Source organism: Thermomonas sp., from assembly GCF_041919455.1.
Lineage (GTDB): Bacteria > Pseudomonadota > Gammaproteobacteria > Xanthomonadales > Xanthomonadaceae > Thermomonas.
In genome coordinates this window covers 109,952-125,196 of record NZ_JAYRTQ010000005.1, presented here as the reverse complement: position 1 = coordinate 125,196, position 15,245 = coordinate 109,952, and the positions used below count along the sequence as shown (strand labels likewise).

17 protein-coding genes and 1 tRNA gene are annotated in these 15,245 nt (G+C 64.6%); 9 read left to right on the top strand and 9 right to left on the bottom strand.

Annotation, left to right across the window (positions count from 1 at the left end; translation table 11 throughout):
* The first annotated feature begins 44 nt into the window (after positions 1 to 44).
* Positions 45 to 725 carry a hypothetical protein gene (locus ACE3T8_RS04930; protein WP_374607303.1) on the top strand — a complete coding sequence of 227 codons (681 nt, stop codon included), beginning with the start codon at positions 45 to 47 and terminating at the stop codon, positions 723 to 725.
* A 27-nt stretch (positions 726 to 752) separates the two neighbouring features.
* Here ACE3T8_RS04930 and ggt read toward each other — a convergent pair whose 3' ends face one another.
* The 5 genes from ggt to rsmD are packed head-to-tail and all read right to left on the bottom strand — an operon-like array spanning position 753 to position 4,457.
* A complete protein-coding gene (gene ggt / locus ACE3T8_RS04925; protein ID WP_374607301.1) occupies positions 753 to 2,480 on the bottom strand; it encodes a gamma-glutamyltransferase in 1,728 nt (575 codons plus the stop codon).
* Positions 2,477 to 2,740 (bottom strand): YfhL family 4Fe-4S dicluster ferredoxin, encoded by a 264-nt coding sequence (locus tag ACE3T8_RS04920; protein ID WP_374607299.1) that lies wholly within the window; start codon positions 2,738 to 2,740, stop codon positions 2,477 to 2,479. The genes ggt and ACE3T8_RS04920 overlap by 4 nt, the downstream gene beginning before the upstream one ends.
* A 52-nt stretch (positions 2,741 to 2,792) precedes the next feature.
* The gene (locus ACE3T8_RS04915) at positions 2,793 to 3,281 is read right to left on the bottom strand and encodes a hypothetical protein (RefSeq protein WP_374607297.1); all 489 of its coding nucleotides are present in this window, start codon (positions 3,279 to 3,281) and stop codon (positions 2,793 to 2,795) included.
* A 55-nt stretch (positions 3,282 to 3,336) separates the two neighbouring features.
* A complete protein-coding gene (gene coaD, locus ACE3T8_RS04910) occupies positions 3,337 to 3,837 on the bottom strand; it encodes a pantetheine-phosphate adenylyltransferase (RefSeq protein WP_374607295.1) in 501 nt (166 codons plus the stop codon).
* Positions 3,834 to 4,457, bottom strand: coding sequence for a 16S rRNA (guanine(966)-N(2))-methyltransferase RsmD (gene rsmD, locus ACE3T8_RS04905; RefSeq protein ID WP_374607293.1), 624 nt, complete (start codon positions 4,455 to 4,457; stop codon positions 3,834 to 3,836). The genes coaD and rsmD overlap by 4 nt, the downstream gene beginning before the upstream one ends.
* A 94-nt stretch (positions 4,458 to 4,551) precedes the next feature.
* Between rsmD and ftsY the strand changes: the two genes are divergently transcribed.
* From ftsY to ACE3T8_RS04885, 4 genes are read left to right on the top strand one after another with little or no spacing between them, the layout of a single operon-like run.
* Positions 4,552 to 5,703 carry a signal recognition particle-docking protein FtsY gene (gene ftsY / locus ACE3T8_RS04900; RefSeq protein ID WP_374607291.1) on the top strand — a complete coding sequence of 384 codons (1,152 nt, stop codon included), beginning with the start codon at positions 4,552 to 4,554 and terminating at the stop codon, positions 5,701 to 5,703.
* Positions 5,700 to 6,989, top strand: coding sequence for a hypothetical protein (locus ACE3T8_RS04895; RefSeq protein ID WP_374607289.1), 1,290 nt, complete (start codon positions 5,700 to 5,702; stop codon positions 6,987 to 6,989). Before ftsY ends, ACE3T8_RS04895 begins: the two co-directional genes overlap by 4 nt.
* Entirely contained in the window at positions 6,989 to 8,050 is a 1,062-nt protein-coding gene (gene mutY, locus ACE3T8_RS04890) for an A/G-specific adenine glycosylase (protein ID WP_374607287.1), read from the top strand. The genes ACE3T8_RS04895 and mutY overlap by 1 nt, the downstream gene beginning before the upstream one ends.
* Before the next feature lie 2 nt (positions 8,051 to 8,052).
* On the top strand, positions 8,053 to 8,325 hold the full coding sequence (locus tag ACE3T8_RS04885) for an oxidative damage protection protein (RefSeq protein WP_374607285.1): 273 nt from the start codon (positions 8,053 to 8,055) through the stop codon (positions 8,323 to 8,325).
* Here ACE3T8_RS04885 and ACE3T8_RS04880 read toward each other — a convergent pair.
* Positions 8,304 to 8,723, bottom strand: coding sequence for a DUF6491 family protein (locus tag ACE3T8_RS04880; RefSeq protein ID WP_374607283.1), 420 nt, complete (start codon positions 8,721 to 8,723; stop codon positions 8,304 to 8,306). The two genes, ACE3T8_RS04885 and ACE3T8_RS04880, sit on opposite strands and share 22 nt — an antisense overlap.
* A 144-nt stretch (positions 8,724 to 8,867) precedes the next feature.
* On the opposite strand from ACE3T8_RS04880, the gene ACE3T8_RS04875 reads away from it, so the two are divergent.
* A tRNA-Phe gene (locus tag ACE3T8_RS04875) sits at positions 8,868 to 8,943 on the top strand.
* Between the two features lie 165 nt (positions 8,944 to 9,108).
* On the opposite strand, the gene ACE3T8_RS04870 is transcribed toward ACE3T8_RS04875, so the two are convergent.
* Positions 9,109 to 9,777 (bottom strand): hypothetical protein, encoded by a 669-nt coding sequence (locus ACE3T8_RS04870; protein WP_374607281.1) that lies wholly within the window; start codon positions 9,775 to 9,777, stop codon positions 9,109 to 9,111.
* A 128-nt stretch (positions 9,778 to 9,905) separates the two neighbouring features.
* On the bottom strand, positions 9,906 to 11,003 hold the full coding sequence (locus ACE3T8_RS04865) for an inovirus-type Gp2 protein (RefSeq protein ID WP_374607280.1): 1,098 nt from the start codon (positions 11,001 to 11,003) through the stop codon (positions 9,906 to 9,908).
* Positions 11,004 to 12,936: 1,933 nt separating this feature from the next.
* Here ACE3T8_RS04865 and ACE3T8_RS04860 point away from each other — a divergent pair.
* The 3 genes from ACE3T8_RS04860 (at position 12,937) to ACE3T8_RS04850 (ending at position 14,977) form a co-directional block, all read left to right on the top strand.
* Positions 12,937 to 13,416: a hypothetical protein gene (locus tag ACE3T8_RS04860; protein ID WP_374607278.1), complete on the top strand. Its 480-nt coding sequence runs from the start codon at positions 12,937 to 12,939 to the stop codon at positions 13,414 to 13,416.
* Positions 13,417 to 13,491: 75 nt separating this feature from the next.
* Complete coding sequence (locus tag ACE3T8_RS04855) at positions 13,492 to 14,391, top strand: hypothetical protein (RefSeq protein ID WP_374607277.1); 900 nt, start codon at positions 13,492 to 13,494, stop codon at positions 14,389 to 14,391.
* 13 nt (positions 14,392 to 14,404) lie between these two features.
* Positions 14,405 to 14,977, top strand: a complete 573-nt coding sequence (locus ACE3T8_RS04850) for a hypothetical protein (protein WP_374607275.1) — start codon at positions 14,405 to 14,407, stop codon at positions 14,975 to 14,977.
* A 28-nt stretch (positions 14,978 to 15,005) separates the two neighbouring features.
* Here ACE3T8_RS04850 and ACE3T8_RS04845 read toward each other — a convergent pair whose 3' ends face one another.
* Positions 15,006 to 15,182: a hypothetical protein gene (locus ACE3T8_RS04845; RefSeq protein WP_374607273.1), complete on the bottom strand. Its 177-nt coding sequence runs from the start codon at positions 15,180 to 15,182 to the stop codon at positions 15,006 to 15,008.
* Positions 15,183 to 15,245 lie beyond the last annotated feature (63 nt).

The window sequence follows — 15,245 nt, the reverse complement described above, 5'->3', positions numbered from 1 at the left end:
GTTCTTGCGGAGGAGAAGTGGGCGCACGGATCCTGAGCCGTCTATTGTCCTGCATCTGCGCGCTGGTCGTGGCACAGGCCAGCCAGGCACAGCCCCGACCGGACCACTTCGGCGATATCGGGCGCATCGCCTGCGCCGTAGGCGCGGAGCGCTACCTGCCCGGGGATTACTACTTCTGCGCGGCGAACAAGGCGCTGCAGGCCGGGCACATCGGCAAGGCCCGCGCGATGTACGAGGAATCCGCCGGCTGGGGCGACAAGCGGGCGATGTTCAACCTCGGCCTGCTGCTGATGCGTGGGGAAGGCTTGCCGAAGGACGAAGCGCTCGGGCTGGCGTGGCTGGCACTGTCGGCCGAACGTGCTGGCGATCAGTTGCAACACGAGGTTCTCGCCGGTGCGTGGATGGCGGCCTCGCCAGAAACGCGTTCCGCCGCCGACGTGCTGTGGAACCGGATGAAGCCCAGGTACGCAGACCGGGTGGCGCTTGTCCGCGCCAAGGAACGCTACGACCGCGAAACCGCGCTGCTGCGGCGCGAGTTGCTGCGCGACCCGGCGATCGAAAAATGGATCGCCGGGGTGAAGCCTGCGCGCGGCGGCAACGTGCTGGATGCGCTCGATGAAGCCGCCCGGGAGACCATCCTGCGTCCGATCAAGGGGCTGGATGGGACGGTCAACGTCGGCAATCCTGAAACCATCCGCGAGCCGACCAAGCCCCCGACACCGTGAGCGCCCATCGCGACCATCCGGCCGCGATCAGGGCGATGCGACCACCCGCGCCTTGCCGGTATTCGTCCGCGGATCGCTGCCGCCGCTGAGCGTGTTGTCGCGCCTGTCCCACAACACGGTGTTCATGTTGCCCCAGGCATCGCTGGAACGCCGGCCCTGGTTGTCCTCGCCGGGGACCACGACCACGTGGCCCATCGCGCGCAGCGCGGCGACCACGTCGGCCGGCAACGCATCGCGTTCGATGCCGAGCGCGTCCGGCATCCATTGGTGGTGGTAACGAGGCAACGCCGCGACCTGCGGCGCGTCCAGCCCGTCGGCATAGCCGAGGATGCCGAGCAGGACCATGGTGATGATGCGGCTGCCGCCGGGCGTGCCGATCACCGCCACCTTGTCTGCATTCGACAGGAACGTCGGCGTCATCGAGCTGAGCATGCGCTTGCCCGGCTCGGGCGCGTTGGCGTCGTAGCCCATCACCCCGAACGCATTCGGTGTGCCCGGCTTCAACGCGAAGTCGTCCATCTCGTTGTTGAGCAGCACGCCGGTGCCGGCCGGCACCAGGCCGGAGCCGAACAGCAGGTTCACCGTCTGGGTCACCGCGGCGCGGTTGCCGTCGGCGTCGATGATCGAGAAGTGGGTGGTCTCCTCGTCTTCCAGCAGCGTCGCCGCGCCGGAGAGCAGGTCGCTGGGCGTGGCCTTGGCGGGATGGATGGTGGCGCGCAGGCCGGCCGCATAGGCCGGGTCCATCAGCGTCCCGACCGGGATCTTCACGAAGTCGGGATCACCCAGGTAGAACGTGCGGTCACGGTAGGCGCGGCGCATGGCCTCGGTCACCAGGTGGACGCGCTCGGCCTGCGGCATCTTCGCCAGGTCCCACGGCTCCAGGATCTGCAGCATCTCGGCCAGCGCGATCCCGCCGGAGGACGGTGGCGGCGCGGTCACGATGTCCCAACCGTCGTACGCGAAACGCAGGGGCTCGCGTTCCTTCACCCGGTAACCGGCAAGTTCGTCCGCCGTCCACTTGCCGCCGGCCGCCTTGACGCCTGCAAGCAGTCGCTTGGCCGTGATACCTCGATAAAACCCGTCGAAACCACCCGTGGCCAGGCGCTCCAGGGTGGCCGCCAATTCGGGCTGGCGGAACAGGTCGCCTTCCTTCGGCGGCTGGCCATTGCGCAGGAACACCTCGCGGGTGCCGGGATAGCGTTCCATCACGTCGCGGCGCTCCGCGTAACCGCGGGCCAGGCGACCGTAGACCGGGAAGCCCTGCCTGGCGATGCGGATCGCCGGCACCAGCGACTGGGCAAGCGGCAGGCGGCCGTGGCGCCCGGCCACATGCACCAATGCCGCCGGCAGGCCGGGGATGCCCGCCGACCACGGCCCGTTCTGCGCGCGGTCGCGATCCAGCTGGCCGTCCTTGAAGAGGTAGGCCTGCGGGGTGGCCGCGGCCGGCGCGGTCTCGCGCGCATCCACGAACACGTCCTTGCCGGTCTTCGCATCGTGCAACAGGAAGAAGCCGCCACCGCCCAGTCCGGAACTGATCGGCTCGACCACCGACAGCACCGCGGACACGGCGACCGCGGCGTCGAAGGCATTGCCGCCGCGCGCAAGCGTCTCGAAACCGGCATCGGTGGCCAGCGCATGCGCCGAGGCGATCACCGCGCCGGGCGGCTTCGCCGGATCGCCGGACTGCTGGGCGAAGGCCAGCAGCGGCGACAGCAACAGGATCGGGAACAACAGGATCGGGAACCGACGCTTCATGCCGCCTTGCCTCCATGCAATTGCAGGCCGGCCAGCTTGGCCAGCAACTGCTCGTTGGTTTCCGGATGCGCCGGGTCGGGGTCGATGCACTCGACCGGGCACACCGCCACGCACTGGGCTTCGTCGAAGTGGCCCACGCACTCGGTGCACAGGGCCGGGTCGATCACGTAGATGTCCGGGCCCATGCTGATCGCCTTGTTCGGGCAGACCGGCTCGCAGACGTCGCAGTTGACGCAGAGTTCGTTGATCTTGAGCGACATGTTTGCTCCCTCTCCCGCGGACGGGAGAGGGTTGCATGCATCCCTGTCCCGCTTACTTGGCTTCGACGAACACGTAGTTCACGCCAGCCGGCTCGACCGCGGTCCTGACCCGCTCGCTCAGGATCGGACTGCCGACGAAGACGACCTTGACGCCCTTCATGCTGCCCGGCGGCACCGCCTTGAATGCGGTCTCGACCATCTCGGTGGTCTTGTCCTGCGCCGGCGAGGCGAACACCAGCATGTTGCCTTCCAGGATCCCGCGGCCCAGATCCTGCTCCAGCTTCTCCAGCAGGCGCTCGTACAGGCCGCCGAAGCCTTCGCTCTTCTCGCCCGGCAGGAAGTACACGAACGGGCTGTTGGTGATCCCCTCCATGTTGCGGGTGGCCACGTCGTTCACGTAGGCGCGCCAGGCGGTCACGTCGTCGGTGGTCGGGGCGGACAGCGGCGCGGCGACTTCTGCCTTGGGTGCCTCTTCCTTCTTGCACGCGGCGAACGACAGGGCGAGGCAGGCGACGGCAAGCAGGCGGGTGATGGTGTTCATGGAGTTTCCCCTGGTACGGCGAAGTGGGTGGAGACGGAGGTGGTGGCGCGCGGGTTCATCCCGACCGCTTGCGCCATTGCGCCTCGAGCGCGACGGCAACCGCCGCGGGCACGAAGCCGGACACGTCGCCGCCAAGGCGCGAGATCTCGCGCACCAGCGACGACGAGATGAAGCCGTATTGCTCGGCCGGGGTGAGGAACAGCGTTTCCACCTCCGGGATCAGGTGGCGGTTCATGCTCGCCATCTGGAATTCGTATTCGAAGTCGGAGACCGCGCGCAGGCCGCGCAGCAGGACCCCCGCGCCGATCTCGCTGACGAAGTGCGCCAGCAGGGAATCGAAGCCGCGCACCTGCACGTTCGGGCAATCCGCCAGCGCTTCCCGCGCCAGCTCCACCCGCATCTCGAGCGGCAGGGCCGGCCCCTTGGACGGACTGGCGGCGACGCCGACGATCAGGGTCTCGAACAGCGGCGCCGCGCGCTGGACCAGGTCCACGTGCCCGTTGGTGATCGGATCGAAGGTACCCGGATAGACCGCGGTGCGCTTGGCCACGCTCATGTCGTCTGGGGATCGCTGCTGGTGTCGATGCCGGCGAGTGTAACCCGGCGGTACAAGGCATAGCGCACGTCGCGGGTGCGGTTTTCCCGATGCAGTGCCCATTCCGGCGGGATCGCCGGCGCATGGTCCGACGGCGACTCCACGTACAGCCACGCATCCGTCGCCAGCAGCACCGGCAATGCCGCCAGCACCGGCTCCCACAGGCCGGCGGCGAAGGGTGGATCGACGAAGGCGATGTCGAAGCCCTGCGCCGGCTGCCCACGCAGCCATGCCAAGGCATCGCCCTGGTGCACCGTGACGTCGCCGGACGCGCCGAGGCGCGCGACTTCGGCCTGCAGTCCACGCGCCAACTGCGGCTCGACTTCGACCAGCATCGCCGATGCCGCCCCACGCGAGACCGCTTCCAGCCCCAGCACACCGGTGCCCGCGAACAGATCCAGCACCCGCGCACCCGGCAAGACAGGCTGCAGCCAGTTGAACAGGGTCTCGCGCACGCGATCGGCACTCGGGCGCAGGCCCGGGCTGTCGGCCACCGGCAGGCGCGTGCCGCGCCAACGACCGCCGATGATGCGCACGCTCCCGGTCGATGCCGGGCGCGGCGGACTGCGACGCCCGTTCATCGGGCCGGGCTGGGGGCGGGTGATACCATGCCGGCCATTCTCGCTCATCGCCTGCGGCACCGTGCCAGGCGCCCCGCAGGCACCCATCCCCCGCATGGTCAGCTGGTTCCGTCGCAACAAACCCGAGGCCGATACGTCGCGCCGCCTCTCCACCGAGGACCTGGCGGCCGCCTTTCCCGACAGCACCCAGGCGGCGCCATCCGCTCCGGCCCCGTCGACGGCTGTCGAACCGGTTGCCGCACCAGCGCGCGACCCGGTAGCGCCCGCGCCGGCCGCCGAACCTTCGGTCGCTGCCCCGGAAGACGCGGCCCTGCCCGCGCCGGCTGCCGCCGGCAAGCCCGGCTGGCGCCAGCGCATCACCAGCATCCTGACCCGCGACATCACCGAGCTGTTCGGGCGCAACCCGAAGCTGGACGACGACCTCCTCGACGAGATCGAAACCGCCCTGCTTACCGCCGATGTCGGCGTGACCGCCAGCACCCAACTGGTCGAATCGATGCGCAAGCGGATGAAGGCGCGCGAATTCGCCGATGCGCAGGCGTTGCTCAAGGCGCTGCGCGGCGAACTGGTGGCGATGCTGGCGCCGGTGGTCCAGCCGCTGCGCATCGATGCATCGAAGAAGCCGTTCGTGATCCTGACCGTGGGCATCAACGGCGCCGGCAAGACCACCACCATCGGCAAGCTGGCGCGTCGCTACAAGGACGAGGGCCTGGGCCTGATGCTGGCCGCCGGCGACACCTTCCGTGCTGCAGCAGTGGCGCAGTTGCAGGCATGGGGCGAACGCAACGGCGTGGCGGTGGTCGCGCAGGGACAGAATGCCGATGCGGCCTCGGTCGCGTTCGACGCGCTGCAGGCGGCGAAGTCGCGTGGCGTGGACGTGCTGATCGCCGACACCGCCGGCCGCCTGCACACCCAGGGCGGGCTGATGGAAGAACTCGCCAAGGTCCGCCGCGTGCTGGGCAAGCTGGATCCGGAAGCGCCGCATGAAGTGCTGATGGTGATCGACGGCACCACCGGCCAGAACGCGATCAACCAGGTGCGCGAATTCAGCAAGAAGGTGCAGGTGACCGGCCTGGTGGTGACCAAGCTGGACGGCACCGCCAAGGGCGGCGTGGTGTTCGCGCTGGCCCGCGAATTCGGCATCCCGATCCGCTATGCCGGCATCGGCGAGCGCCCCGAGGACCTGCGCGTGTTCGACGCCGAGGCCTTCGTCGACGCCCTGCTGCCCGAGTCGCTCACCGGGTGAGCGAAGCCGCGCCGCCGCGCCGCATCGGCAAGCGCCTGCTGCGGCTGGCCGCGATCCTCGCCGCCATCCTGCTGGTCTTGTTGCTGGTCGCCGGATGGCTGCTGCAACCGCAGCGCGCGGGCGGGTTCCTGCTGAAGCAGCTCGGCAACAGCCTGGGCCTGGAGATCAGCGCCAGCGCCATCGACTACCGCCTGCGCGGCACCCCGCAACTGGTGCTGCACGACGTGGTGGCGCAACGACCGGGCGATGCCAAGGCCTTGCTGCGCGCGGAGCGCGTGTTCGTCTCGCTGCCGTGGCGCACCCTGCGCACGCGCGGCGCGGACCTGACCGTACAGCGGGTGGAACTCGACGCACCCGTGCTCGACCTGCCTGCCCTGCAGCGCTGGCTGGCCACGCGTCCACCCAGCGCGGAAACCCGCATCCCGACCCTGGTTGACGGCCTGCGGATTGTCCGCGGCCGCATCGACAACGACGACTGGCGGATCGAAGGCCTGTCCATCGACGTGCCTTCGCTGCATCCGGAACAGTTGTTGCGCGCCCGCGTGCGTGGCCGCTATGTCGCCACGCCGATGTCGATCCCGGCCGATCTGGCGATCGCCATCGCGCATCCGCGGCGCTTGCTGGCCGGCGCGCCGACCGGCGTCGCCGGCATCGGCTCACTGACCATCGCGAACGCCGACTGGCGAGTACCCGCACGGGTGTTCCTGGCCGGCCCGCTGCGGCTCGGCAAGGATTCCGCACTGATGAAGCCGGCACGGCTCGGCATTGCCGCACGTTACCGCTCCGCGTCCACCGATATGCCGTTCCGGCTTGGCCTGCACGGACCGATGGCCTTCAACAGCGCGACCTGGCGATTCGTGCCTGTCCAGGTGTTCCTGGATGGCGACGGCGCGATCCCGGACGCCAGCGCGCGCGGTTCCGTTTCGGTCGGTCGCCGACTGGTGCTGCACCTGGACGGCCGTATCGCCGCATGGCCGCAGGCCTGGCCGACATTGCCCGCGCCGTTGTCGTCTTCGAGCTCGCCGATGCCGTTCGCACTGGACTACAAGGGCAGCATCGATTTCGCCGACATCGCCGCGCTCGAACTGCACCGCGACGCCACCCGCTTCGACGCGCGCTTCCGCCTGCCCGCGGTGCTGGCGTGGCTGGACGACATCGCCACCGGCACGCCATTGCCGCCGCTGCAAGGCGCGCTGTCCACGCCGCGCATCGAGATCGCGGGCGCCGTGCTGGAAGGCGTGGACATCGAATTGGACGATCCCGGCATCCCGCCGCAGGCCGACTGATGCTGGCCATCGAAACGGGATTCGCACCGCGCCTGCTGGCCTGGTTCGACCGCCATGGCCGCCACGACCTGCCGTGGCAGCATCCGCGCACGCCCTACCGGGTGTGGCTGAGCGAAATCATGCTGCAGCAGACCCAGGTCTCCGTGGTCATCCCGTACTTCCAGCGCTTCATCGATGCCCTGCCCGACCTGCCCTCGCTGGCGCATGCGCCGCAGGACGATGTGCTCGCGTTGTGGTCGGGCCTCGGCTACTACGCACGCGCACGCAACCTGCATGCGGCGGCCAAGCGCTGCGTCGAACTGCACGACGGCGACCTGCCGCGCGACCTCGACGCACTGATCGCACTGCCCGGCATCGGCCGCAGCACCGCCGGCGCGATCCTTTCGCAGGCCTGGGGCGATGACGCGCCGATCCTGGACGGCAACGTCAAGCGCGTGCTGTGCCGGTTGTCCGGCATCGACGGCTGGCCGGGCTTGCCGAAGGTGGAAAAGCAGCTTTGGGGCATCGCCGAAACCCTTTTGCCCGCCGCACGCCTCGCCGACTACACCCAGGCGCAGATGGATTTCGGCGCAACCCTGTGCACGCGGTCCGATCCGGCCTGTGCGATCTGCCCGTTGCAGGAACATTGCATCGCGTTGCGCGAAGGGCGCGTCGGCGAACTGCCTTCGCCCAAGCCCGGCAAGCCGCTGCCGGAACGCATCGCGCACATGCTGTTGATCGAAGACAGCGAACAACGCGTGCTGTTGCAACGTCGGCCACCGACTGGCGTGTGGGCCGCGCTCTGGTCGCTGCCGGAACACACCGACCTTGTCGCTGCACGCACCTGGTTCGACATCCACGCGCATGGCGATTTCGATGCCGCGCAGGCGGGCGATCCCATCGCCCACGGGTTCAGCCACTACCGGCTGCGCATCCACCCGCATCGCCTCAAGGGCGTTCGACCGCGCGATGCGGTCGGCGATAATGACGACCTGCGCTGGACAACGCGTGCGGAACTGGCCGGGATCGGCCTGCCCGCGCCGGTGCGGCGATTGCTGCAGGCTCCCGACGAGAAGGAATGACGATGGCGCGCAAGGTGTTCTGCGAAATGGACCACGTCGAAGCCGACGGCCTCGACTTCGCCCCGTGGCCCGGGGAAGCCGGCAAGCGCGTGTTCGCCGGCATCGGCAAGCCGGCCTGGCAGCGCTGGCTAGCCCACCAGACCATGCTGATCAACGAGAACCGGCTGTCACCGTTGAATCCCCAGCACCGCGCCTTCCTGGAAGGCGAAATGCTGAAGTTCCTGTTTGGTGGCGGCGCAGAAAAACCCGCGGGTTACGTCCCCGCGGAGGCCTGAGCGGTCGCCGCGTCCTGCGCGGCACGCATCGCCTTGACGTCGATCGGGCGGATTTCCTCGATCCGGCAGCTGGCCGGTGAACCTTCGGTCAGGATGCGGTCGAACTTGGCCATCACGTACGGCCCGGTGGAACTCAGGCGCAGCACCGGCGACCCCCTGCCCCAGTCCAGGCAAGGCCCGGATACGGTCAGCAGCCAGCTCTCGGTGGGCCGCATGTTGAGCACGATGTGCTGGTCGTCGACCCGGTCCCAGCCCATCGCGTTGGTGTTGCGGATCTGCTTGACCGGCTCGCCGGCATGCGCCTGGTAAAGCGCCAGACGGTCGGTGTCGCTCATGCGGTTGGTGGCGCAGGCACTCAGGGATGCAACAGCGAGCAGTGGAACCAGCAAGGTTTTCATGGCGATGCTCCGGTGGACTGACCGGATCATCCACCCGCCACGCCCAACCCGCGCTTTACCTGCCCGCAGCCGTTCAGCGCTTGCTCGGGTTGCCGCGAACCGCCGCGGCACGTATCATGCGCGGCTCGTTCGACCGGCAGCACTGGCCGGGTAGCTCAGTTGGTAGAGCAGGGGATTGAAAATCCCCGTGTCGGGGGTTCGATTCCCTCCCCGGCCACCACCGTCGGTTGACGAATCAACGACTTAGGGCACCTTTAGGGTGCCCTTCTTCGTTGTACGGACGCCTGTACGGAATCTGGAGCCTGAGCCCGCATGCTTCGGGCGGTGCTATCGACTAACCGAGAAGTCGGTAGTCGGACGCGCTACACGTCAAGTCGGCGTGCCCTCAGCACCACAGCGCTCCTTGTGCGGCGGGTACCTGCCCGAAGCCACGACGTAGGGCGCGACGCTTCCGCCATGGGTCGAAATCACGGTCGATCCGAGCCACCCCGTCGAACAGCGAGGGCTGGATCCGCGCACGTAGACCGGAGGCTCTCAATCGGAGCTTGAGCGTGCCGCAGCCGATTAGCAGTAGATCGGCCAAGTCTTCAAGGTGCCAGTCCACCCGAATCAGCAACAACACGTAGGCGGTGGCCTCGGAGTAGCTGCGCATGACCGCATCGACCAGATCCACCTGCTCGTCGATCGCTTGCTGCCGGATTTGTGGATCCGTGTCCAAGGGGGCCGTTAGCAGTCTCGCCAGGGCGGAGCCGGTCTGCTCGCTGTCCTCGCTATCCCAGTCACGGTCGAGCCGGACTGCGTAGCGCACCGCCTTCTCCGCGTACCTGACAAATCGGTTGTGCAGCCAAGCGAACAGGGTGTCCTGATCGTCTTCGTCGAGGAAGTTGAAGGGCCAGCCGCGCTTCTGCCCGATCTCGATAGCCAGCAGCCAGGCTTCCGCAGCGAGGTCGTCGCTAGAGAACTCTCCCCGCGTCCGCGACGCAATCTTTCTCAGGTCAGCGCGCCTATTGGCCAGAAATACTTCGAAGGGCTGGCCCGCCCGGTGATCGTGCATTGCAAGGCGCGCATGGTTTTGGGTGCGACCTTATGACATGTACTCGATGACGAAAGAAAGCGGCGCGCAATGAAAAAGGGCGAGGCGTTGTATGCGCCCCGCCCTCATGCACCATCAATCACTAGACGCTAGGCCACCTTCACCGGCTCGATAATCTCCTCCACGCCGTCAACCGGGTCCACGTACTTGCGGGGCCTGCCCTTCTTCTCGCTCTTCCGCTTGCAGACCGACTTCCCAAAGGTGCGACCGATGTCAGGAGACTGAAAGCGAGCGTACGAGTCAGCCTTTGCCACATACATGGCGACACGCATGAGGTCATCCCGGCGAGCGTGATCGGTGTAGTCGATCAAGCCGATACCGCGGCGACCCATCTTCTCGAACAGCGCTTGGTGCGCGTTGCAATTCCAGTAAGATCCAGCACCGCGCGTGATTTCCTCCCACTTCTCACCGATCACCTTGGCCCAGGTAATGCCTTCACGGACCTCGTGACCGTCACAGATCACCATCACATGAATGTGGTGGCCTTTGACCGCGCCAAACTCCACCTTCCAAATGACGCTACGCCAGTGCGGGATCTCGGCCTTGATGAAGCGCTTGAGACGTTCAAAGTCGGCTTTGACGCTCTTGTCGGAGGGAGGAACCCACTTCACCACATCGAACTCCGGCTCGTGGCGATACCCGAAGTCGATCCGCATCACCATCAGTCGCGAGTCATTCCGGAACAACTGATTGATGTGAGCGCGCAGGCCGTCCGCGTTCTTCTGAGCAACGCGGCGCTGATTCCGAACAGCCTTGCGGAACTGGCTGCCCTGCAGTTCCGCACGCAGCTTATCGAACCATGCGTTCAGCGCGTCCAAACTGTCATGGCGACGAGCAACCTCCGTTAGCGTGGTCGCTTCATACCAGACCCGCTCCCACACCTCGAAGAACGGTGAGAACTTATGCCTAGTGGCATAGCGGCGGACGATGTGGGGATTCAGCCCGCTCGCCCGGTTAGCCAAGTCTTCCGCCACCTTCTTCATCCGGATCATGGTGTGGCCTCGCGGCCCCTTGCCCATGTAAAACTGCCGACCCTTCGCGTTGGTAATGTCTTCCATCAACCCATCGATGCCGAGGACGATCTTCGGAATTTGGACATCGTGATCGATGCGGTGGTGTTGGCCAGTCCAGAAGAACCTCTTTTCATTGGTCCACTCGCCCTCGATGGAGGGCTTCTTCTTGCGCATAAATTTCTCCAAAGCACGGGCTGCCTGAGCGGCCCGTGCTGCTGATTGAAAAAGAACGGATGGGTGCGCAGATGCTTTGTTGCATCGCGGCTTCAACATCTGTGGGCTAGGTGTTAGCTAGCGCGTCACTCGTCGTCTCAAGCAATCCAGCTAGATATGACAAGGAATATGAACCCGAAAGCTGCCGACCTTTTAGTGATTGGGAGCGGGGGTCATCAATGGGTTTGCCCGGCGAATCCGGCGGGGCAAATGGGTGTCTCGATGGTTGCGGTTAGTGCTCTTCGGACCGCAGCACTCGCAGCAACTCTTCAACTTGATCGTCGGTCCAAACTTTAGCGCGTGGGCCGAGGATACTGGGCTTGGGGAATCCAGGTGATTTCACGAGTTCGTGAAACTTGGTCTTTCCGATGCCGAGCCGATGCGGCATTTCGCATGGCCGATATGTCGCCTGCCTACTTGGGATCGCGGTCATCTCCCTCCTCTTGTGTAGCGACCGGGCGTCGAACATACACAAAAAAACGCGAGCGTGGGTGAGTTTGCGCAACTATTTTTTGCACGTACCAGTCAGCCGGCCACCCAGCCGCTGCGGTCAACTTAGATCCCATTTGTTGCACCGCTTAGCTTCCGGGCATAGCGCCCCCACCTCGTGTGTGTCGTAGGCAATTGGCGGGCCTGCACCTTGCCGGCGGCATAAGGGCCCGGCCTAAGCCGGGCCCTACCCTGCCTGCCTAGTCGAAGGGGTTCTTGCCTCGCTGGTGGTAAGCCAGCCCAAGCAGGAAGACGATAGCGAATGCCGCCAAGTGTTCAAGCGGAAACGGGGTCGTGGTCGGGGGTTTCAGCACGGATACCTCCATGGTTAAAGGGCGTGCCAATGGCACGGAGAGCAAGGGCTCTCCTTTCCGTGTTGTAGGTCTGAGATTCGGTCGGTTCGTCTGCCGCTGGTAGGGATTCCCCTACCCTCAGGCGGGGATTGCCCCGACTGCGGTGGTACGGCGGTCGCGGCACTCTCTGGTCACCAACCCAAGGAGCCTCCCAATGTCTATCGACGCCCTGCTCGCCGCCTTGAAGACCGCTACCGCTGCTGGTGACGTTGAGGCCGCCTGGATGCTTCGATTTCTCGTTACGTCCGTGCCGCCCTCCACCCTTTAGCCCTCGCATACCCTGATATGCTCGGCGCATGACAAAGCCAATTGTGAGAATCAGCCAAGACGACGAATCGCGCGTCGTACTGTCGTTTGATTCGCCAGCCGACATGTTTGCCGCGGTCAGAAAATGCCAAGGTCACGGACTCAAGAGGTACCGTGAAGGGATCCATGCTGGAGCAGGCAGGCACGCTGCAAGCATGACGTTCGGAGATGGCGTATCAGCCGAGGAAGTGATGCAGAAGTTCGCCACTGACTTCGAGTTCGTGTCCGACAAAACGTAGTTTCGGCACCCCCGGCAGAGGCAAAGAGTGCAACCTAGCATCTGTATTCTTCTCGCAGCTCCGCATTCCACCTTCGCGCCCAGCCCTCCATATAGGCGCGAACCACCTCAGGCGCGAACGTCCGGCCGCCATAGTTGATTTTGCCGCAGTGGAAATAGGCCAGCGCGTATGGCGCGCCGGGTTGGGCCGAATAGGTCGCCACCATGTGATCACCCAACCACAGAGCGTGGCCGTTGAAGTGCGGTCGCCAGTGAAACCCGTCGGGTAGCATGACTTTGAGGGTGCGACACCGCCCTCTCAAAACCGGAGACGCGCCTCAGGTTCTGAGGACGCTGCAGAGCCTCGGCGTACATGCGGAGACAGAGGCTCACATCTGCCGGCCTGCGGGGCGCTGCTCAGGCCTCGCTCTTAGGCCACGCCTGCTTTTCGTTCCCCGATGATCTGGTCGACTTGCGGCAGGCAATGCGATAGCCAACACTAGAAGAGCTATCCGGCGAGACGCCTTCTATGACTCCGCACGCAAAGATCAAGGAACTTCTGGCCGACGTGACCTCTGTGCCAAGAAGGAAGTATTCAGGCACAGAACGCCTAGAAAAGCTTGGGATCAGCGAAGAGCGACGGATTGAAATTGAGAGCATGGAGTTCTCCCGCGTCGGCTGCGAACCCACAGAAGGTACGCCCGCATGTTTCAAAAACATCGATCTCAGAGACCTGCACGGCGTCAATCGTGACGATGATGTCAGCGACTGGATTGGGCTGCTCTTTTCCCTCCACAAGCAGTACTTTTTTGACCGCTACAGGCCCGAAGCGTTTCGCAACTACCTCAACGCTTGCGATGCGACAACCAACGATCTGCCCCATGTCATCGAGTGCGGCGGAAAATACTACGTCCATACAAACGGAAAGCATCGCCTAACCATTGCAAAATGCGTCGGGCTTCAGAGCGCTCCTGCGCTTGTCTGGTCTGTACCGGAATGCGTGAAATAAGCTTTCGGCAGGGGTACTTTTAGATCGCCACACACTCTGCTGCGGCAAGCGGTTCAACTCAACCCAGGCGTCCGAATGATCACTATTACCGTCGAGCGTGGCCTCGTCAGGCTGAAGTCTTGGGAGGATTTGTACGAAACGCCTGGATTCACCCGCGACCTCGACCCAAAAACCGTGCACCTGAAAGAGATCATTGGCGTTTACGCCTTCGACAGCAGGCAACCGTGCGGCCTGAAAAGTTGCAGACAACCGCATTCAAACGGCTACCTAGTCACTACTACGGCTGGGCAAGTGACCAACCTTGGAAGCGTCTGCGGAAAGAACAACTTCTCGGTCACATTCACTAACTTGCAGAAGGCGTTTGATCGAGACTTTCGCGCCAAGGAACGCCGCGAGCGCTTGGAGGTCCTGAAGTCCAGGCTTCCCGATGTCATTACCCGAATTGACACGATCAAGGCCCGAGCTGGTCAGTTCTACACACCGATCCGCCACCTTGGGGGAGATTCCGGATCAATGCCGCGCGTTGTCGTTGATGCCATCAGAGGCATGCGCCGCAGTGGCGATGGCGCAATATCTAGGACTCGCAAGGCCACAAAGCAGGAACAAGAACTCGCTTTGGAAACAGGTAACGCGCGCCCCGGAACCCCTTACTACCTAACGGAGACGGCTGGTCGTTTGAGTGGCGTTGGTGCCATTTCCGCTTCCTCCGCCCTGAGAACAACATTCCAAGAGCTCGAACCTGCTCTCCGCAAGCTTCAGAGCCAGGATGTCGAGTCTCTGAGCGACAAAGATGCCCGCCACCTAGACAAGGTGACCGGTGGACTTGACTCGCGGATCGAACAGCTTCAGCAGACCGTTGATCTGCTTGGCACTTTCGCATCGAGGGAGAATCTTTCCCAACTTGAATCGCTGATCGAGTCCGCTTCGGACAGGAAGCTGTTCTCCATTTTCCTCGAATCGCTACCCAGCGGTTGACAGGGGAGCGGACATGGAACCGACGAAGCGGAAGCGCAATTGGTGGATCCCGGCATTCTTTGCAATGGCGATTGCATTTGAGGGGGCGCGCGAAGTAGCGGTTGTTGCCTCAAACGAGCCGATGGCAGGCTCGGGTCTCAATTTCTTTTGGATCCCTGACGCCGGCTATGCAACTGCAGAAGGCCAGTGGGTACGAAGCGACGGCGGGTCTCCGATCATTCCGAACTCGATAGCGATCCGCTGCGAGATGGCGCCTACCCCTCGCTGCATTGAGGCTTCGACCAATGCGTTCGGTTCCGGTCGCATTGTCCATACGAACATTGATGTATTTGAGGACGTGAAATTCACTGCCGACGGCATCACCTACACCAACGACAACCCGGATTGCGCCACCTACTCGGTTCGCTTGGACGGTAAGCAAAAGCGTGTGACTGCAACGCGCGTCGCAAAGGCAGGCACGACCGCATGCCTCAATATTGAACCTCGTGTGGTTATGGAGCTGCAGGACGGCTTGCGCGCCCGGATCAACGGAGACTGGATGGACGACCATTTCTTGCCGATAGTGAAGATTCTCAGGGCTCTGTGACTGAGCCTGCGGGACCGGCTTAGCGGGCCTAGCTAATGGCCGCGAGGTAAGCGGTGCCCATGGTTGAAACGAACACCACTACCGCGCAGACAGGGTTAAAGCGGGGCCTTCCATCAGCCGTGCGCTCCTTGCTCCCGAACTCACCGGCGATGACCGCCGTCACGAGGGACCCGAAGATGGCGAAACCCCACTGAGTCAGCGTCATGGCAGCATCCGGATAGGTTGGCCAGCTAATCCTCGCAGGTTACTGGCGTGATGCCCACGACCC